Origin of the sequence: Pantoea sp. (assembly GCF_039594315.1) — a bacterium.
Classification (GTDB): Bacteria; Pseudomonadota; Gammaproteobacteria; order Enterobacterales; family Enterobacteriaceae; genus Pantoea.
Window position 1 is genome coordinate 13,887 of the sequence record NZ_JBCNNP010000010.1, and the last position, 17,896, is coordinate 31,782.

At 54.3% G+C, this 17,896-nt stretch carries 18 protein-coding genes; 12 read left to right on the plus strand and 6 right to left on the minus strand.

Going from position 1 to position 17,896, the window contains the following annotated elements; genetic code table 11:
* Window positions 1-164 precede the first annotated feature (164 nt).
* The 6 genes from nac (at window position 165) to ABDW13_RS09245 (ending at window position 4,693) form a co-directional block, all read left to right on the plus strand.
* Window positions 165-1,088 carry a nitrogen assimilation transcriptional regulator NAC gene (nac, locus tag ABDW13_RS09220; RefSeq protein ID WP_343552251.1) on the plus strand — a complete coding sequence of 308 codons (924 nt, stop codon included), beginning with the start codon at window positions 165-167 and terminating at the stop codon, window positions 1,086-1,088.
* 109 nt (window positions 1,089-1,197) lie between these two features.
* Window positions 1,198-1,617: a biotin/lipoyl-containing protein gene (locus tag ABDW13_RS09225; RefSeq protein ID WP_343552252.1), complete on the plus strand. Its 420-nt coding sequence runs from the start codon at window positions 1,198-1,200 to the stop codon at window positions 1,615-1,617.
* A 107-nt stretch (window positions 1,618-1,724) separates the two neighbouring features.
* Entirely contained in the window at window positions 1,725-2,477 is a 753-nt protein-coding gene (locus ABDW13_RS09230) for an SDR family oxidoreductase (protein ID WP_343552253.1), read from the plus strand.
* Between the two features lie 12 nt (window positions 2,478-2,489).
* Window positions 2,490-3,185: an amino acid ABC transporter permease gene (locus tag ABDW13_RS09235; protein WP_343552255.1), complete on the plus strand. Its 696-nt coding sequence runs from the start codon at window positions 2,490-2,492 to the stop codon at window positions 3,183-3,185.
* Between the two features lie 5 nt (window positions 3,186-3,190).
* Complete coding sequence (locus tag ABDW13_RS09240) at window positions 3,191-3,946, plus strand: amino acid ABC transporter permease (protein ID WP_343552256.1); 756 nt, start codon at window positions 3,191-3,193, stop codon at window positions 3,944-3,946.
* A gap of 9 nt (window positions 3,947-3,955) precedes the next feature.
* Window positions 3,956-4,693: an amino acid ABC transporter ATP-binding protein gene (locus ABDW13_RS09245; protein WP_343552257.1), complete on the plus strand. Its 738-nt coding sequence runs from the start codon at window positions 3,956-3,958 to the stop codon at window positions 4,691-4,693.
* Between the two features lie 97 nt (window positions 4,694-4,790).
* Here ABDW13_RS09245 and ABDW13_RS09250 read toward each other — a convergent pair whose 3' ends face one another.
* The 3 genes from ABDW13_RS09250 to ABDW13_RS09260 all read right to left on the minus strand — a co-directional run bounded on the left by ABDW13_RS09250 (window position 4,791) and on the right by ABDW13_RS09260 (window position 8,155).
* Window positions 4,791-5,960, minus strand: coding sequence for a Gfo/Idh/MocA family oxidoreductase (locus ABDW13_RS09250; protein ID WP_343552258.1), 1,170 nt, complete (start codon window positions 5,958-5,960; stop codon window positions 4,791-4,793).
* A gap of 10 nt (window positions 5,961-5,970) precedes the next feature.
* Window positions 5,971-6,894: a TIM barrel protein gene (locus tag ABDW13_RS09255; RefSeq protein WP_343552259.1), complete on the minus strand. Its 924-nt coding sequence runs from the start codon at window positions 6,892-6,894 to the stop codon at window positions 5,971-5,973.
* Between the two features lie 232 nt (window positions 6,895-7,126).
* Complete coding sequence (locus ABDW13_RS09260) at window positions 7,127-8,155, minus strand: LacI family DNA-binding transcriptional regulator (RefSeq protein WP_343552261.1); 1,029 nt, start codon at window positions 8,153-8,155, stop codon at window positions 7,127-7,129.
* A 308-nt stretch (window positions 8,156-8,463) separates the two neighbouring features.
* On the opposite strand from ABDW13_RS09260, the gene ABDW13_RS09265 reads away from it, so the two are divergent.
* Both ABDW13_RS09265 and ABDW13_RS09270 read left to right on the plus strand, forming a co-directional pair.
* Window positions 8,464-9,501 (plus strand): Gfo/Idh/MocA family oxidoreductase, encoded by a 1,038-nt coding sequence (locus tag ABDW13_RS09265; protein ID WP_343552262.1) that lies wholly within the window; start codon window positions 8,464-8,466, stop codon window positions 9,499-9,501.
* Window positions 9,502-9,517: 16 nt separating this feature from the next.
* The gene (locus tag ABDW13_RS09270; protein WP_343552263.1) at window positions 9,518-10,399 is read left to right on the plus strand and encodes a sugar phosphate isomerase/epimerase; all 882 of its coding nucleotides are present in this window, start codon (window positions 9,518-9,520) and stop codon (window positions 10,397-10,399) included.
* Between the two features lie 199 nt (window positions 10,400-10,598).
* On the opposite strand, the gene ABDW13_RS09275 is transcribed toward ABDW13_RS09270, so the two are convergent.
* Window positions 10,599-11,603, minus strand: a complete 1,005-nt coding sequence (locus ABDW13_RS09275; protein WP_343552264.1) for a Gfo/Idh/MocA family oxidoreductase — start codon at window positions 11,601-11,603, stop codon at window positions 10,599-10,601.
* Window positions 11,604-11,703: 100 nt separating this feature from the next.
* Here ABDW13_RS09275 and ABDW13_RS09280 point away from each other — a divergent pair, with 100 nt between their 5' ends.
* The 3 genes from ABDW13_RS09280 (at window position 11,704) to ABDW13_RS09290 (ending at window position 13,997) form a co-directional block, all read left to right on the plus strand.
* Window positions 11,704-12,723 (plus strand): LacI family DNA-binding transcriptional regulator, encoded by a 1,020-nt coding sequence (locus ABDW13_RS09280; protein WP_343552265.1) that lies wholly within the window; start codon window positions 11,704-11,706, stop codon window positions 12,721-12,723.
* A 102-nt stretch (window positions 12,724-12,825) separates the two neighbouring features.
* Window positions 12,826-13,707 carry a glutathione-dependent disulfide-bond oxidoreductase gene (gene yghU, locus ABDW13_RS09285; protein ID WP_343552350.1) on the plus strand — a complete coding sequence of 294 codons (882 nt, stop codon included), beginning with the start codon at window positions 12,826-12,828 and terminating at the stop codon, window positions 13,705-13,707.
* Complete coding sequence (locus ABDW13_RS09290; protein WP_343552267.1) at window positions 13,707-13,997, plus strand: DUF1330 domain-containing protein; 291 nt, start codon at window positions 13,707-13,709, stop codon at window positions 13,995-13,997. The genes yghU and ABDW13_RS09290 overlap by 1 nt, the downstream gene beginning before the upstream one ends.
* 32 nt (window positions 13,998-14,029) lie before the next feature.
* On the opposite strand, the gene ABDW13_RS09295 is transcribed toward ABDW13_RS09290, so the two are convergent.
* Window positions 14,030-15,481, minus strand: a complete 1,452-nt coding sequence (locus tag ABDW13_RS09295; protein ID WP_343552268.1) for a methyl-accepting chemotaxis protein — start codon at window positions 15,479-15,481, stop codon at window positions 14,030-14,032.
* Between the two features lie 236 nt (window positions 15,482-15,717).
* On the opposite strand from ABDW13_RS09295, the gene ABDW13_RS09300 reads away from it, so the two are divergent.
* Complete coding sequence (locus tag ABDW13_RS09300; protein WP_343552269.1) at window positions 15,718-16,644, plus strand: glycosyltransferase family 2 protein; 927 nt, start codon at window positions 15,718-15,720, stop codon at window positions 16,642-16,644.
* 10 nt (window positions 16,645-16,654) lie between these two features.
* On the opposite strand, the gene ABDW13_RS09305 is transcribed toward ABDW13_RS09300, so the two are convergent.
* Window positions 16,655-17,896 carry an O-antigen ligase family protein gene (locus ABDW13_RS09305; RefSeq protein WP_343552351.1) on the minus strand — a complete coding sequence of 414 codons (1,242 nt, stop codon included), beginning with the start codon at window positions 17,894-17,896 and terminating at the stop codon, window positions 16,655-16,657.

Consider the following 17,896-nt stretch of genomic DNA (forward strand, 5'->3'; position numbering starts at 1 on the left):
GCAGGCATCAGCATTTAACTCAGCCATTCGGCAGCATTAATTGATCATGTCTTGGCCGTAAGGGCTCGGCCCGCTTATCCTTTTGCCGATTTACCATCACCAAATCTTATTCTGGCATCAACCTTGCTTAATGATTGCTATGCGTTCTGTTGGAGGAAGTGTTGATGAATCTTCGTCGCCTAAAGTACTTTGTTAAAATTGTTGATGTTGGCAGCCTGACTCAAGCCGCTGATATTTTGCACATTGCCCAGCCCGCGCTGAGCCAACAGCTGGCTACGCTGGAAGGGGAAGTGAATCAACAACTGCTCATCCGTACCAAGCGTGGCGTGACGCCAACCGAAGCCGGCAAAACCTTGTATTCCCATGCACAAGCCATTCTGCGTCAATGCGAGCAGGCACAAAGCGCCATCGAGTTGGTCGGCGCATCGCTGAGCGGCAGCGTCTCAGTAGGCTTAGCGCCCGGCACCGCCGCACAAAACCTCGCGTTACCGCTGATGATGGAAGTGCAGCAGCAGCATCCCGGCATCGTGCTCTACTTCAATGAGAACTTTGGCACCACGCTGAGCGAGCTGATCATGAATGGCCGCATGGATATGGCGGTGATTTACGATCATCGCACCATTCATGGCCTGCGCTTTATGCCGCTGATGAAAGAGGATCTCTACTTCGTCTGCCCGTTCAGTCTGGCGCAGCCGGTGAAAGAGATTCCGCTGGCGCAAGTGGCGAAACACGATCTGTTCCTGCCGCGCGTGTATAACATCATGCGCAAAGTGCTCGACGATGCCTTCGTGCACAACAATTTGCAGTACCGCGTGAAGTGCGAAATCGAATCGCAAACCACCTTGAACGCCGCGCTCAGCGCCGGCCTCGGCACCACCATCATGCCGGAATCCGCCGCGCGCGCGATGCTGAAAAGCGGCGATGCGTGGATGGCGAAGATCGTCGAGCCCGATGTGCAGGTGTCACTGTCGTTCTGCATGTCGGATCATCTGCCGCTGTCGCAACCGGCCGAAGCGGTGAAATCGATCTTGCTGTCGCTGATGTCGCGCCGCAACGTCGAGAACCATCCGCTGACGCTAGTGGGATAAGTCCCGCTTATTGCCGCAAAGCGAAACCCTCTTACAGCCCCGTCAGACGAACGCGCTAGATTACGATTTTGCCCGCCTGGCGGGTGTCATTCGCTTCGACGGGAAAGTTATGGATAAATCCGCAGTATCGCTGCCAACGCTGCGCGCGCTGGCGCATAAAATGCAAACCTCCGGGCTGAGTAGCCTGGCGCTGGATGGCAAAGCGTGGTCGGTACGACTGACCTTCGCCGACCGGCCGTCGGTGCTGCCTGCAATTGAAATGCCTGCGCCCGTAACCACTCCTCTCACGCACATTATCAGCGCCCCCATGCCCGGCACGCTGCTGCGTAGGCATCCGCAAAGCCAGCACGATTTTGTCACCTTGGGCCAGCAAGTGCAGGCCAATGAGGTGGTAGCGCTGGTGCAGGTTGGTCCGCTGTATGTGCCGGTGTTGAGTCCAGCCAGCGGTACCGTGCAAACGCTCACGCCCGCGCACCTCGCGCCGGTGCAATACGATGAGGAAATCATTTTTCTTCAATTAGATAGCTAAAAATAAATTCGGTTATAAGGGGCGCTTATTGCCTCAAAATTTTTATGTCTTATGCCCTTGCGGCATTCCTGCTTACAGTCAAAAGACGACATTACGAGGAGAGGCTCATGCCATTTTCAGATTATAAAACCGCGCTGGTTACTGGCGCATCAGCGGGAATGGGCGAAGCGATTGTTGAGCGCTTGTGCAAAGAGGGCATCACCGTGCACGCGGTGGCACGCCGCAAAGAACAACTGGCTGCGCTGGCCGACCGAACCGGCTGCATTCCGCATGCGGTGGATGTCAGCGACGTCAATGCACTCACTGCGCTGTGCAAAGATCTCGAAATCGACATTCTGGTCAACAACGCTGGTTTGTCGCATCCCGGTTCGATCCTCGAAGCCGACGAGAACGTGATTGAAAGCCAGGTTGACGTCAATCTGCGCGCGGTGCTGCATCTGTGCCGCTTGCTGGTGCCCGGCATGGTGAAACGCGATCGCGGCCATGTCTTCAACATCACCTCAATTGCCGCCATCTACAACTTCAACGGCAACTCGGTGTATCACGCTACCAAAGCCGGTGTGCATGCGCTTTCACGTCAGCTGCGTGTCGATTGCTACGGCGCGCGCGTGCGCATCACCGAAATCTGTCCAGGTCGCGTCGCCACCGACATTTTCGGCAATGTCTCTGGCGATCACGATGATGCGCGCCGCCGCTTCATTGATGGCTTTGAACTGCCGCAGGCCAGCGATATCGCCGACTGCGTGGCGTTCGCGCTCTCCGCGCCGGTGGCGGTCAACATCGGCAACATCGAAATTACGCCGACGCTACAAGTGCCGGGCGGTCTTTCCACCATGCGTCCCGGCGACCGCAGCGCATAACGAGGTAAGCGTATGGCTCTCGATTTCAGCAGTGTGATAACCGGCCATTACGGCCAGATGATCGTTGACGGAACGGTGATCACCCTTGAACTGGCGTTGGGTGCCTGGCTGCTGGCAATGGTGCTGGCGCTGCTGCTGGTAGTGATCCGCCTGACAGAAAATCGCATCGCGGTGGCGCTGGTCAAAGCGTACGTCTCGTATCATCGCAACGTGCCGACGCTAATTCAGTTGATGATGTGGTATTTCGCTATTCCGACCTTGCTGCCGGAAGCGCTGCAAATGTGGATCAACAACTACAACGCCGAATTTCTGTTCTCGCTGACCGCGCTGGGCTTGTGCCAGGCGGCGTACTTCTCTGAAGACATCCGCAGCGGCTTGCGCGCCATTCCCGATGGGCAAAACGAAGCAGCGCGCGCGTTGGGCATGAGTTATGTGCGCTCAATGCGTTCCGTGATTCTGCCGCAGGGCGTGCGCAACGCCATGCCCGCGATGATCAACCACACCGTGCTGCTGTTTAAAAATACCAGCCTGGCGATGGTGATTGGCGTGGCGGATCTCACTTACGTCACGCGTGATATTGAGAACCAAACCTTCCGCACCTTCGAATCCTACATCGTGGCGACCGTTGGCTATCTGTTCTTCTCACTGCTGCTGATGGGGCTTGGCGCGCTGCTGGCCCGTCGCTTCCAGCGCGTGTATGCGAGGTAATGGCGATGTTTGAGATTTTCACCATTTTGCATGACAACGGCATGTTGCTGTTGATGGGCCAATATCCCAACGGCCCGATTGGCGGCGTGCTCTGTACCTTACTGATTTCAGTACTCGCCGTACTGCTGGCGTTCCCGATTGGCGTATTATTGGGGCTGGCGCGTCTGTCGCCGTGGCGCTGGCTGAGCTGGCCCGCCACCGGCTGGGTCTATCTGCTGCGCGGCGTTCCGTTGATGATGGTGGTGTTCTGGACTTACTTCTGCGTGCCGCTGCTGATTGGTCACAACATCAGTGGTTTCGCCACCATGCTGTGTACGCTGGTGATTTATGAAAGTGCCTACATCGCCGAAATCGTACGCGGCGGCATTCAGGCGCTGCCGCACGGCCAATATGAAGCGTCCCGCGCACTGGGCATGAGCCACCTGAAAACGCTGCGTTTGGTGATTCTGCCGCAGGCGCTGTACAACACGCTGCCCAGCCTGGTGAGCCAGCTGGTGTCGATCATCAAAGACAGTACGCTGGGTTACGTGATTAACGTGCCGGAGCTGACCTTTGCCGCTAATCAGGTGAGCAATCAGCTGCTGACCAAACCGTTCCAGGTGTTCGCCATTGTGGCGCTGAGCTACTACATCATCTGCTTCAGCCTGACCTGGCTCGCCAATAAACTCGAAGCGCACATTGCGCAGAAACGTCGTCAACCGTCGCAGGCAGCCGCGCAGTTGGCGCCCGCAGTGATGTTGACTAAAACCTCTTCGCAATAAGGAATCACGATGCGACCGATGATCATGTTTAATCAGGTCAACAAATGGTACGGCGCGTATCAGGCGCTGACCAACCTGAGCGCCGAGATTAACAGCGGCGAAGTGGTAGTAGTGTGCGGCCCTTCCGGCTCCGGCAAATCCACGCTGATTCGCACCGTTAACCGCCTGGAACCGATTGATGATGGCCAGATTGTGTTTGATGGCACCGATATTCACGGCAGCAGCACGCGCCTCAATCAGTTGCGCACGCGTATTGGCTTTGTGTTCCAGAGCTTCAACCTGTTCCCGCATGTGTCAGTGGCGGAGAACATCATGATGTCGCCGATGAAAGTGTTGGGCGTGAAGCGTTCCGAAGCGCGCAAACAGGCGGGCGAATTGCTGGAACGGGTGGGCTTATCGCACAAAGCTGACGCCTATCCGGCCCAACTTTCCGGCGGACAGCAGCAGCGCGTGGCGATTGCGCGCGCGCTGGCAATGAAGCCGCCGGTGATGCTGTTCGACGAACCGACCTCCGCGCTTGATCCAGAAATGGTCGGCGAGGTGTTATCGGTGATGCGCGGTCTGGCGCAGGAAGGCATGACCATGATGTGCGTAACGCACGAGATGAATTTTGCTCGTGAAGTGGCGGATACCATCTGGTTTATGGATCAAGGCCAGATTCTGGAAAAAGCCACGCCAGAGCGCTTCTTCACCCAGCCGCAGCACCCGCGCGCGCAGCGATTTTTGAGCGATTTGCGATCACATTAACCGCACATTACCGTAGCGGCGCGATTCATCGCGCGTATTTGACCTTAAAATCGCGCAATAAAATGCGCCGCTACGATTTCGTGCGACTAAGTAGGACTCAGCAATCCACCCACACCGCGCCAGCATCTGCCGATTTCACGCACTGCTCGACCCAACGCACGCCCATCAAACCGGCATGCGCGCCGGGATACCAGAAATCTTTCAGGAACGCGTCATCACCGCGATCGGTGGCATCCATCGCCAACGCAAAACGGCGATAAAGATTCGACCAGGCTTCAAACAGCCCTTCTGGATGACCGCCGCCGATACGATCATCAGCTAATGCGTTGGCATGCAAATAACCCATACCGCGCTCGAGGATCTTCGCTGGCTCGCCCTGAACTTCATAGCGCAGTTGATTCGGCTGCTCATCCCACCACTCCAGGCTGGCCTTCTCGCCAATCACCCGCACTTTCTGGCTGTGCATCGAACCGCTGTTCACGGCCGACGCCCACATGGTGCCGACCGCGCCGTTGTCGTATTCCATCATCACAAAGGCGTTATCTTCCAGCGGAGCGCGAGTTTTGACAAAGCTCTGGCGGCTGCACAGCAAGCGCTTGACCTGCAACTGCGGCACCATGGTTTCGGCGATAAACAGCGGATGAGTAGCTAAATCGCCCAGCACATAACTTGGCCCGACAAAGCGCGGATCGACGCGCCATTTGGTGCTTTCGTTTTGCAGTTCCACCGCCTGATTGTGGAAGCCGTGAGCAAACTGCATGTTGATGATGCGGATCTCGCCGAGCAAACCGTCGGCGATCATTTCGCGCGCCTGATGAATCATCTGATGTCCCGCGTAACCGTAAGTCACGCCGATGATTTTCTGTTTCTCCGCGCACAGTTTTTCCAGCTCGTCGGCTTCGGCGGCGGTGAAACACAGCGGCTTTTCACACACCACGTGCAAACCGGCATTGAGCGCCGCGCGGCAGATGGAGAAATGGGTGTTGTTGGGCGTGGCGATGGACACTGCTTCAATGCCGTCCGCACGCGCCGCTTCGGCGGCAAACATGGTCTCGTAATCGGCGTAGCAACGTTCAGCGTCGATGCCCAGCGACGTACCAAATGCACGGCCGCGTTCGGCGTTGATATCAAATGCGCCCGCCAGCAAGCTGAAGTTGTTGTCGCGCGTGGCGGCGGAACGGTGAATGTAACCAATCTGGCTGGTACCACCACCGCCGACCATGCCCCAGCGCAGTGAACGATCTAATACTTTGATGCCGTTAATCATGTTGTTCTCCTCAGAATCCGACGGATTGCAAATAGTGCAGGCTGGCGGTGACGTCGCGCAGGCTGGTGTCGGCATCGCGTGGATCCCGCTCCTGTTCGATGGTGATCCAGCCCTGATAATGGCGTTCCGCCAGCAAGGCGCGTACCGCCGGATAATCAATCGCGCCCTGACCCATCGGGCACATCACGCCTTGCGCGCAAGCGGCAAAGAAATCCACGCCGCGAGCAATCACATCGCGCCACACCGCGTGATTAACGTCTTTGAAATGCAGGTAATCGATGCGATCCCAGTAGCGATTGAGGTAGGGAATCGGGTCCATGCCGGAGTAATAGAGATGCCCGGTATCAAGGCACAAACCGGCGACGTCATGCGGAATGTCCTGCACCAGTTGTTCCAGTTCATCGGCAAACTCAATGCAACCACCTGCATGCGGATGAATCACCGCGCGCACGCCATATTCTTGCCACGCAATCCGACTCAGCGTTGTGATGTGCTGCATCATGCGCTGCCAATCCGCGTCTGACAGGCGCGGCGCTTTATCCGATTGCCCGGCATATTTGGCGCGTTCAGGATTACCAAAGTCGATAATCACCAGATAAGGGGCCGGATAATTATCCGCGTGGGTTTTGGTTGCGGTAGGCACCAATGACAAATTGCGGCAGATGTTGTGTGTCAGTTCCACCATCGCCGGGAAATTGGCTTCGCTGACCAAATCATCAAAGAGGGTGCCAGCCACCAGCGAAAGGTGATGGGCTTTGAGCTGCTGGCGCAGTTCAGCGGCATCCACTGGCAAATAACTCCACGGCCCCAGCTCAATACTTTGGTATCCCGCCTGCGATGCTTCGCTCAGGACTTTCTGCCACGGCGGCAGGAAGGGATTTTTCGGATCATCCACGCCCCAGCTACAGGGCGCGTTTGCGATGTGAATTGTCATGATCGTTCCTTGCGGTGATGGATGGCGCAAGTATCAAATAAATATTTCACCACCAACAACCATGAAACATTCATTTTTTGATAGCGATCATAATATTTATCATCATAAAAATGATAGGTAATCTATCAAATGCTGTGGCGGCGCGATTTATCGCGTTGTTTTGATTTTCCTCAACGTTGCAACATTGCGCAATAAATTGCGCCGCTACGAATATGTGCCTATATCGAACTCCCTACAGGTTTTCCCGCGTCACGATATCGAACGGCAAAATCACCTGAGTGAAGTGATCGCCCGGCTCGGCATGTTGCTGCTGCACCAACTGCGCCAAACGCGCCGCCATCTCATCAATGCGATTGCGCATCATCACCGTAATAGTGCCATCGATCAGCGCCAGTTCGCCCTCTTTCACCGGCCCGTGGCAAATCAACGCCACCTTGCGCTGCGGTTGCTGACGCAGTGCGTGAATCACGCCTTCAATGCCGCCGCACGGCGCAAAGATCAGCGCCAAATCAGGATTCTCTGCCAACAACTGCCGCGTGGCGCGATAGCCGCCATCAATGGTTTCATTGGTTTTCAGCGGCTCGAGTACGCGCCGCGTGCTGTCCTGTTCACGCAGATAAGAGCGGAAGCTGATCTCACAACTCTCCTGGCAAATAAAACGGTGATCCCCCACCAGCACGCCCACCGAACCCGGCTGATGTAGCAGATGCGAGGCCATCCACGCCGCCGTACGTCCGGATTTTTGATTATCGACGCCAACATAGCCGGCGTGGCCGCAGGGTGAGAAGTCAGAAAACAGCGCGTAAACCCGCACGCCCTGACGCGAAATCTGCGTAATGGCGTGGCGAATCAATGGATGATCCAGCGCGACCAAACCAATCGCCTCCACCTGCTCTGCCAGCGCGTACAGCGATGCCACCACTGCATCAACATCATCAATATCGTGCCAGGCAAAGCGCGGTTCGCTGCCTGCGGGATGGAAAGGCTGCGTGTGCTGGCGCAGCGCATCGGTGAGCGAATGATAGAACGAGTAGGATTTGGATAGCAGGATAAAACCCATGCGCAGCGTGGCGTTAGATGCCACTAAGCTATTGTTTAATAACGGCGCGTTATCCAGGCGATATCCCAGCCGATTCGCTGCTTCCAGCACCTTCTGCTCGGTGGCAGCACGCACCGGCGCTCGGCGGTTCAATACGCGATCAACGGTAGCCACGCCGACGCCTGCAGCGGCAGCAATCGCGTTCATGGTGATCTTACTCATCCAATATCCTCAACAACCCATGATAAAAAGTTATCAAAAATAATACCTAAACTCGGTAACAATTGCGCGTGCATGTCGTCATCAATTCTCAACTTTTGATAGTTAATCTCTCAGTATTTTGATCACTCTCGCAAAAATGAAATGGTTAATTTCATTTCAATTCTAATCAGAACATATGTTTGATATTTATTTGTCCAATGCTCGCGGTGCAGAGTGATGGTTTTGCATCAGCAAAAGGTTAGAGGCGGCCGCATCCGCTTCTTATAGTGAAAAGCGATCTGCCTCATTAAATAAAAAATGGAGAGGATATGTTCCCTACCACCTTACCTGCCCCGCGCCGTCATCCCACTCACCAAATTCCGGCGTTGCGCTGGGGCATTGTCGGTCCCGGCTGGATTGCCGACCACTTTGCCAACGCGCTGCGCCACCATACGCAACAGCAACTGGTAGCGGTCTCTTCGCGCAGCCTCGATAAAGCGCAGGCTTTTGCCCGCAAATGGGAGATTCCCCATGCGGTGCAAGGTATTGATGCGTTGCTGAGCCGCAATGATATTGATGTGGTGTACATCGCCACGCCGCACAATCACCACTTCCCCGATGGCTTGCGTACTTTGCAGGCTGGCAAGCATGTGCTGATTGAAAAACCGCTGGCGCTCAATGCGCAGCAGGCTTTGCAACTGCAACAGGAAGCGCAGAGACAACAGCGTTTGTGTATTGAGGCGATGTGGTGCGATTTTGCGCCGAAGTACGATGTGATTCGCCAGCTATTAGCCGATGGCGCGCTAGGCGACGTACACACGCTGATCGCCGATCATGGTGAACATTTCACGCCAGATCATCGCATCTTTAATCACGAACTGGCGGGTGGCCCGATGCTGGATCTCGGCAGTTATTTGGTGAGTTTTAGCGTGCTGGTCGCCGGTGCGCCAGAAAGCATCATCGCTAAAGGCCAACCCGCGCCGGGCGGCGTCAACGGCCAAACATCGATGCTGCTTACCCACGCCAACGGCATGCATGCGGTGCTGAACACTACGCTGTTCAGCAACACGCCCGGCACGGCAGTGATCGCCGGTTGCGATGCCACGCTGTACCTTGACGGCCAGTTCTACGCGCCGGGCAACTTCCGTGTTACCTCCAGCGATGGCCGCCACACGCTGCGCTGGGAAGAAACCAACGATCGCTATATTCAGCTCAGTCATGAAATCGACCACACCGCCTGGTGCATTCATCAGGGCCTGCTCGACTCTCCCGTGCGCCCGCTGGCGACCTCTTTGGCCACACTCAGCGCCATGGACGAAGTCAGAAAGCAGATTGGTGTGGTGTTCAATGAAGAGCGCACCGCTTAACGCTCAGGAGAAAACAATGAAAATCGCTTTTGATGTGGATGTAATCAGGGACTTAGGCATTACGCGCATGGTGCATCAGGTGGCGGAATGGGGCTACAAATACATTGAGCAATCGCCACATCCGCAGATCAATCCGTTCTATAAACATCCCAAAGCCAGCCGCGAAATCATGCGCGAATACAAAAATGCGCTGAACGCCACCGGCGTGGAGATCTCATCGTTTATTACCGTCTATCGCTGGTCTGGCCCGGATGAGTTGCGTCGTCAGGCGGCGGTGAAGAACTGGAAACGCATGATTGAGATTGCCGTCGAGATGGGCGTGCAGGTGATCAATACCGAGCTTTCTGGCAATCCCAACGAACCCGAAATCTGTGAAGAGATGTTCTACCGTTCGATGGAAGAACTGCTGCCAATCTTCGAACGTGAAGGCATTCGCGTCGAAATTCAGGCACATCCGTGGGATTTCTGCGAGCAGAGCAACGAAACCGCAGATATCGTGAAGTCGTTCCGCAGCGATAACGTGAAGTACATTTACAGCGCGCCGCACACCTTCTATTACGACAAAGGCGTCGGCGATGTGAAAAGCATGCTGCACTATGCTGGCGACGATCTGTCGCACATGTTGATCGCCGATACCATGAATCACACCAAGCATTGTCGCTATATCGTCAACCCGCCGGGCGTGGATGCCACCATCCACCAGCACGTGGCGGTCGGCGAAGGCGAGGTGAATTTCGATGCGCTGTTTGAAGCGCTGCGTGAGATGGATTTTGCTAATCGCAGTTATAAAGTGGGCGGCGAATCGATTATCTCAGCAGCGCTGTTTGGCTATCCAGAAAAGATGAAATATCAGGCAGTTGAAACGCGCGAGTTGATTGAGCGCGAGTTGTTGGGCTGATCGGCGAGGTCTAACAGTTGGATGGTGCGCGCTGTCCCTCATCCTAACCTTCTCCCGCCAGCGGGAGAAGGAACCGATCGAGCTATTGTTAAGGAATGCACTCATTCTGCCAGGCCGCGCCAAACGGTCCCCTCTCCCACTTGTGGGAGAGGGCTAGGGTGAGGGACAAAGCGCACAAACCTCCCTCCTCTTCTAAAATTCAAATCCCCTCCACCGCCACAAACTCGCCGCGAACCAACGAAAGCTGCGCCGCTTCGGCAATCGCCTGGGCACGCAAACCGTCAATCAATCCCGGCAATCCATCCACTTGCTCACCCTTTATATGCCGCACAAACGCATCCAAATGACTGTAATAGGTCGTCTGCACGCGGCTAAACCAATCCGCATACAAACCCGGTTGCGTAATGCCATTACCTTGATACAAGGTCGCGCCGCGCGTTGACTGGCTTTCCGAAGCCAGCATGCCGGCGCTGCCCATCACGCTGATGCGCTCGTCGTAGCCATACGCGGTACGCCGGGTGTTATCCAACTGCGCCAGCGCGCCCTGCTGCATACGCATAATCAGCACCGAAGTGTCCACGTCAAACTCACGAATTTCCGGCATCGCCAGCGCCGCGCCCAGCGCGCCAACCGTCACCACTTCATCTTCGGTCAGCCAGCGCAGTAAATCGAAAAAGTGGATCGCCTGATCGCGCATCTGGCCGCCAGAAGCGTGTAAATAACTAATCGGCGGCAATTCAGACGCGCGGCACGCCATCTGAATCAATTCCGCTTTGCCAATCACGCCCTGTTTGAATTGCGCTTTCAGTTGCTGATGGCTGAGATCGAATCGGCGATTAAAGCCCACCGTTACCGGCACCTTGATCGGCGAGATCTTCTCTACGACGTCACGCGCACGCTGTAGCGACAGATCGATCGGCTTCTCGCAATATACCGCTTTGCCCGCGCGCACCGCCTGTTCCAGTAAATCGGCGTGGGTTGGCGTAGCGCTGGCAATCAGCACCGCATCTATCGCATCGCTATTCAGCGCCTGCTGCACGCTGCCCGCCACTGCGCCAAAACGCTGCGCCACCGTCTCAGCACGCGCATGATCAATGTCGCACACCAACGCCAATTCCACGCCAGGATGCGACGCCAAATTCGCCGCGTGGACCTGGCCGATAAATCCACTGCCAATCAATGCAAAACGTTGCAAAGTCTGCATGTTAACGCCTCTTCTGTTCACAGTTCGGGATAGCCGAGCTTGTCAAAATAGCGCTTTCTGGCAGGCTGTCTGAACGCGGTTTTTGATGGAATTCACTCAGATGAAAGCAGTGACGCTCGCCGAGTTGGCGAAGCAAGTTGGTGTAGGTGTCGCCACGGTGGATCGGGTACTCAACGATCGTGGTGGCGTGTCACCCGCGATGACCAAAAAGATCCTGCAAGCGGCGCGTGACGCCGGTTTAAAACGCATTCTGCCGGAAGAACATCGCCACACGTGGCAGATTGAAGTGCTGCTCAGCGGCAATGGTTCGTTCTTCTTTCAACAGCTGGCGCAGGATTTCGCCACGCTGGCCGATGAACTGGGCTATCGCCGCTTACGCTTGCATCGCACCCTCATTCCGGAAAACGCGCCGGAGAAATTAGCCCGCCACATTGAAACCAGCAGCAAGAAGATGGATGCGCTGATTGTCTTCGCCCATGAAACGCCACAGATTTATGACGCGTTGGCGGCCTGCAAAGCGCGTGGTGTGCCGGTGATCACGTTGGTGGCTGATTTGCCGAATGCCGAGCGTTTATGCCATGTCGGCATCGATCAATACAAAGCCGGACGCACCGCCGGATTAATGCTGGGCAGTATGCTGTCGCAGCCAGGTGATGTGGTGTTGATCAGCGGGCGCGCCGATTATTCTGCCCATCGCCAGCGCATTGAAGGCTTCCAGGCAGTGCTGGCCGAGCGATTTCCGCAATTACGTTTACGCGAAATTCTGGCGGGGCAAGATGAACGCGCGCGCATCAGCCGCCTGCTGGAGAAAACGCTGGCGGGATCGCAGCAGATTGTTGGCTTATACAACACCGGCATGGGCAACACGCAGATTGATGAAGCGCTGGCACGCCATCGCCTAGGCGGAAAAGTGGTGTACGTTACGCATGAACTTTACAGCACCACGCGTCAGCTATTGGAAAAACGCGTCCTGACGCTGACGCTCGATCAAAACACCCGCCGCCATGCGCAGTTGGCGCTCACCTTGCTGCTGCGCCACCTTGAAGAGGGCGAAACGCCCGACACTTATCAGCCCGGCAAAGTCGACTTTATGCTGTTTACGCAAGAGAACTTTACATAATCGGACTTTGCGTGGCACCGCCAGCGCGGTTAAATCGCCTGTAATCCTGGCTGCTACACTCAGTAGCAGCAAAAAATGCAAACACAACAAGGCGAAATCACTATGTCGGAACATCAGTATCAGCCCGCGAAAGTCTGGACCTGGGACCCGGAAGCCAAAGGTAACGGCGCGAAAACCAACCGTCCAACCGCCGGGCCGACGCATGAGAAAACCCTGCCGGTCGGCAAACATCCGCTTCAGCTTTATTCGCTGGGCACGCCAAACGGCCAGAAAGTGACCATTCTGCTGGAAGAGTTGCTGGCAGTGGGCGCGAAAGACGCCGAGTACGATGCCTGGCTGATCCGCATTGGCGATGGCGATCAGTTCTCCAGCGGTTTTGTTGATGTGAACCCCAACTCCAAAATCCCGGCGCTTAGCGATCATTCCGTCACGCCACCGCAGCGCGTGTTTGAGTCCGGCAACATTCTGCTGTATCTGGCGGAGAAATTCGGTCACTTCCTGCCAACTTCGCTGGCGGGCCGCACCGAAGCGCTTAACTGGCTGTTCTGGCTGCAAGGTTCCGCGCCGTACCTCGGCGGCGGTTTTGGCCACTTCTATCACTACGCGCCAGAGAAAATCGAATACGCGATAAACCGTTTCACGCTGGAAGCCAAACGTCAGCTCGACGTGCTGGATCGTCAACTGGCGGATAACCGCTTCCTCGCCGGTGATGAATACACCATCGCCGACATCGCCACCTGGCCGTGGTACGGCAATTTGGTGCTGAACGATCAATATGGCGGCAGCGAATTTCTCGATGCCAAGTCGTACAAAAATGTGCTGCGTTGGGCGAAAGAGATTGCTGAGCGTCCAGCGGTGATTCGTGGCCGTAAGGTGAATCGTGCCTTCGGTGCCGAACCGCAGGATCAACTGCTGGAGCGCCACGATGCCTCCGATTTCGATACCAATACTGAAGACAAACGTCAGGCGCGAGGCGAGAAATAATGGCAGCTTATGTAGTGATGATTAAGGATGAAACGCTGGATAAGGATCAACTGGCGACCTACGCGCAGAAAGCTGGCGAGGCGCGTGGCGATCATCAGATCACGCCGCTAGCGTTTTATGGCGATCTGGAAGTGCTGGAAGGTCGTGAAGCTGAAGGCGTGGTGGTGCTGGAGTTTGCGAATGCTGAAGCGGCGAAGGACTGGTATAACAGCCCGGCCTATCAGGAAGCCAAAGCGCATCGCGTGAAAGGCGCCAATTACCGCGTGTTGCTGGTTAACGGCGTAGCCTAATTGTTGTGGGGCGATCCCGCGGATCGCCTTTTTTATCCCAACCTGAACAATGAAATCGCCTGCTGCAACGCATTGGCTTGTTGCTGCTGTTGCTGCGCCACCTGCAGGGTTTCCGCTACATGCTGCACGTTATGATGCACGCTATGGTCGATGCTATTAATGCTCTGCTGGATCTGCTCAATGCTCAGATTCTGCTGCTCGCTCATCTCCGATAACTCCGTCACCAACTGCGACAACCCGCTGATACTGCTGTGAATTTCTCGCATGGTTTGCGCCGCATGTTGCACTTGCGCGCTGCCATGTTCAGTACTGGCAGAACTGGCATCCATCAGCTGACGAATCTCACGCGCCGCACTTTCACTGCGCATCGCCAGATTACGCACTTCGCTCGCCACCACGGCAAAACCGCGTCCCTGATTACCGGCGCGCGCCGCCTCAACCGAGGCATTCAGCGACAAAATGTTGGTCTGGAAGGCGATACCGTCGATCAGTTCAAGGATGATTTTCACCCGGCGCGACTCTTCGCTAATCTTCTCCATCGAACGGATCGCCGACTGAATATTCTCTTCGCCGCGCGTCGCCACATTGCGTGTCTCGCTGGCTAACTCGCGTGCGCCCTGCGCTTTATCGCGGGTTAAGCTGGCGGCGATGCTGATTTCAGTCATCGCGCTGGCCGCCACTTCCAGCGCCTGCGCTTGTTCGTCGGTACGCGTTGAGAGCGCCGCGTTGCGCTCAAGAATGCTGTCGGATTCGGCCAACAGCAAACCCACGCCCGCGCTGACCTGATGCAAAGTACCGTGCATGGTGCCGAGCGTGGTGCTGAAAGTACGCGCAAACGGCGTTTCGCTCTGCTGCGTGTCTGCGCTCAGCGTTAAATAACCGGCTTGCTGATTGATGTGCGCCGCCAATTCCGCCACTTCGCTGGCGGAACGCGCGTCGGCGGCCATCTGTCGGGCAATCACCAGCAGCATGGCGGTTTGCGCCACCACAAACAGCGCGTGGAACAGCACCATGTCCCAGCCGGGATGATGAAACACGATGACGCCAAACAGATCGTTGGCTTGAAGATAATTGAACAACACATGATGCGTTGCCGCCGCTGCTGCGCCCATCACTATTGGACGAACATCACGCCACGCCAGCAGCGCCGACATCAACACAAACACGTAAAAATGATATTCGGTCTCGCCGTCGCCCAGTTGAATCAACAATCCCGCCCAACCAATTAACAGCGTCGATAACACCAAACGCGAAGTCAGCGTGCCGCGTAACACGGTGCCGAAGAAGGTCGCCAGCAGCGCCAGCAGTAATCCCGCGATCACCGCCACCATCAGGTTGTCATTGAACCAGCCCACGCCGAGCGTAATCGGCCACAGCGCCCAGCTTAAAATCACCGCCAGGCTATCAGCGCGTTGCGCAATGCGTTTGAGGGAAACCATCTCCGCCGGCGAAGCCGTCGGACCTGACAAGGGCGTTGCGATCATCGGTTTTTTCCATACCTAAAGGTGATCAGAAAGCCCAAAGCGCGGGGCCAAGCGCACGGACTAGGTGTATAAACTATCGGCGAATTGGCAAAGAAGTTTAATTGCGGTAACTAATTGTTGATCACGCTGCGACCCTGCTCACGACTTTAAGGCTAGCCAAATTCCTTCAATTCCTGCCGGAAAGCTGGTGTACTATGCGCATTTAGTGCTCTTTGAGCGACTGCGGAAAGATATTTATGATGGATTCACCTTACATTCTCAGCGTTCTGGTCACCGCGCATAACTGCGATCGCTATATTTCCGCCACATTAGACAGCCTTAAAAATGCCTGTACTGGCGTTGAGCAAGCGGTTGAGATTATTTTGGTGAATGACTCATCGACGGATAATACTGCTGAACTACTGCAATCTTTCTCAACTGCCCTGCCGCAGGTAAAAATCTTTGATGTCGCGCTGCGTAATATTGGCAAAGTCAGAAACTTTGGCGTTAGCCAATGCAGCGGTCAATACATCACCATGTTGGATGGCGATGATCAGTTATTGCCGCATTCATTCGCTGATATTGTGAGCTTCTTGCAGCAACAGCAACCTGATATGCTGCTCGCTCCGCTAAATGAGGTTTATGAGAATAAATCCAGACCACAGCAGTGGCAGGGATTAAGCGTGACCGCATTGACTCAACATCAAATTATTGAAAAATTCCTCATCCATCGCGAAGTTCAGGCACATTTCATTGGCCAGTTTATTAAGCGTTCGCTGTTTGCTGATCATCATTTCCCGGACTTCACCTGTTATGAGGATGCTTTTCTATTCCCCTCAATCCTCAAAGCCAGCCATAACATCGCGTTAGCGAGCCAGGGGCCTTATCTCTATTTTAAGCGCGGGCAAAGTCTCTCAAGCAAACTGGATGCGGATAAGATATCGATGCTGATCAAAGCCATGCAACAGATGGATAATGTGTTGGGTGACAAATACCGCAACCTGCTTGCCTGCCATTGGATTAATTTGGCACATAAGTTTTATTCGATGATTGGTGATGAGCACGAGAAATTTGTGGTAAAGCAGGCGATAAACCATGTTCCAACCTTTTCTTTCCTGGTTGATAACAAAGTCAGATTTAGCCTGAAGAAAAAGTTTATGAAAATGAAATTGAAGGGATTCTAAAAAAAGCGCCTTAACGGCGCTTGGTTTCTTTATTTCCCATCAACGTTAACATCACCACCAATACACTAAACATGGCAATAAATTCGATTGAGGTGAGGACAACATCGGTCATTCCGTAAAGCAATATGGCAATAGCCGCCATGGCGATGGGGGTTAATGAGCCGTTACGTTTGTACTCAGCAATGATAAAGATGTAGAAGAAATACAGCAGTACCAACACGCCCAACACACCAAATAGAGAAGCATACTGAATAAATTCATTGTGCAGATGAACCTTAATATAAATTATCGCCCAAGAGTCTTTATTATTGTGTGCATCTAAATAATGAGTGATGAACTGATTGCGTTCTGTTTGCGACTGACCAAATGGCGCCTGCTCGAAAGACAAGATGCCAGTTTTCCACATGGTAAAACGCGAACCTAATGATGTTCGGTCATTACCTTGCTGGTAATCGTGATATTCCTGAACGGAAGTATCGAAACGCGTTTCAATCACTTTATAACTTAAACCAACCGCAACCAGCATTAACAGTGCGACAAAACCAATAAACTTAATATTGCGCGTTAAGGTAAAAAGTCTAAAAGTCAAATAAGCCAATAACAGTGTATGAATAACCATTGCAGAACGCGTCTGCGTTAACATAATCACACCCAGTGAGATTATGGCAACGGCTAAGAAATAGAGTTTTTTATAGTGACTTTCAACCGAGTACAAAATCCAGGTAATCAGCGCTAAGGTCACTGCTGAGTAGGCGTAGGCGGTAAGCGTAGCGCGGTTAATGCCCAGCACCACTCTTTCCGGTGAGGTCAATGCCTGAATGAATGCAAATGAGCTTGAGGTGATAAAGGCTAACACCAGTGAAATCGCACAACACTTTATTATTAAAGCGTTATCAAGGACTTTTTCGCGATAAAGATAAAAAATATAGGTCATGATAATGAAAGCCAGCGCGCATCGTTTTCCCGCGGTAAAATAGAGCTCCCCAGCTTCGCCATCATAATATTTCGCGTATAAAGACCAGCCGATGAACATCACACCCAACATTAACATGGCAAGCGCTTTGCTATTCTTTAAATTAATGGTTTTCTTTTTAAACGCGTCCAGCACCAAGCCAGTTAATGAGAAGTAGGCGCAATAATAAAACAGCACACGCCCACCTTTTTCATAAACAAACGCGAGTGGCAAAATAGAAACCAATGAAGCAAATGCCAGGCACGGCAGCAACAGATGAAGATTATTTCTATTTAACAC

What these genes read in the sequence shown, in the direction of transcription:
- yghU (WP_343552350.1), top strand. Translation starts at nt 12,826, where the DNA reads ATGTCGGAACATCAGTATCAGCCCGCGAAAGTCTGGACCTGGGACCCG.
- ABDW13_RS09265 (WP_343552262.1), top strand. Translation starts at nt 8,464, where the DNA reads ATGTTCCCTACCACCTTACCTGCCCCGCGCCGTCATCCCACTCACCAA.
- ABDW13_RS09290 (WP_343552267.1), top strand. Translation starts at nt 13,707, where the DNA reads ATGGCAGCTTATGTAGTGATGATTAAGGATGAAACGCTGGATAAGGAT.
- ABDW13_RS09280 (WP_343552265.1), top strand. Translation starts at nt 11,704, where the DNA reads ATGAAAGCAGTGACGCTCGCCGAGTTGGCGAAGCAAGTTGGTGTAGGT.
- ABDW13_RS09300 (WP_343552269.1), top strand. Translation starts at nt 15,718, where the DNA reads ATGATGGATTCACCTTACATTCTCAGCGTTCTGGTCACCGCGCATAAC.
- ABDW13_RS09260 (WP_343552261.1), bottom strand. Translation starts at nt 8,155, where the DNA reads ATGAGTAAGATCACCATGAACGCGATTGCTGCCGCTGCAGGCGTCGGC.
- ABDW13_RS09275 (WP_343552264.1), bottom strand. Translation starts at nt 11,603, where the DNA reads ATGCAGACTTTGCAACGTTTTGCATTGATTGGCAGTGGATTTATCGGC.
- ABDW13_RS09240 (WP_343552256.1), top strand. Translation starts at nt 3,191, where the DNA reads ATGTTTGAGATTTTCACCATTTTGCATGACAACGGCATGTTGCTGTTG.
- ABDW13_RS09235 (WP_343552255.1), top strand. Translation starts at nt 2,490, where the DNA reads ATGGCTCTCGATTTCAGCAGTGTGATAACCGGCCATTACGGCCAGATG.
- nac (WP_343552251.1), top strand. Translation starts at nt 165, where the DNA reads ATGAATCTTCGTCGCCTAAAGTACTTTGTTAAAATTGTTGATGTTGGC.
- ABDW13_RS09270 (WP_343552263.1), top strand. Translation starts at nt 9,518, where the DNA reads ATGAAAATCGCTTTTGATGTGGATGTAATCAGGGACTTAGGCATTACG.
- ABDW13_RS09225 (WP_343552252.1), top strand. Translation starts at nt 1,198, where the DNA reads ATGGATAAATCCGCAGTATCGCTGCCAACGCTGCGCGCGCTGGCGCAT.
- ABDW13_RS09255 (WP_343552259.1), bottom strand. Translation starts at nt 6,894, where the DNA reads ATGACAATTCACATCGCAAACGCGCCCTGTAGCTGGGGCGTGGATGAT.
- ABDW13_RS09250 (WP_343552258.1), bottom strand. Translation starts at nt 5,960, where the DNA reads ATGATTAACGGCATCAAAGTATTAGATCGTTCACTGCGCTGGGGCATG.
- ABDW13_RS09230 (WP_343552253.1), top strand. Translation starts at nt 1,725, where the DNA reads ATGCCATTTTCAGATTATAAAACCGCGCTGGTTACTGGCGCATCAGCG.
- ABDW13_RS09245 (WP_343552257.1), top strand. Translation starts at nt 3,956, where the DNA reads ATGCGACCGATGATCATGTTTAATCAGGTCAACAAATGGTACGGCGCG.
- ABDW13_RS09295 (WP_343552268.1), bottom strand. Translation starts at nt 15,481, where the DNA reads ATGATCGCAACGCCCTTGTCAGGTCCGACGGCTTCGCCGGCGGAGATG.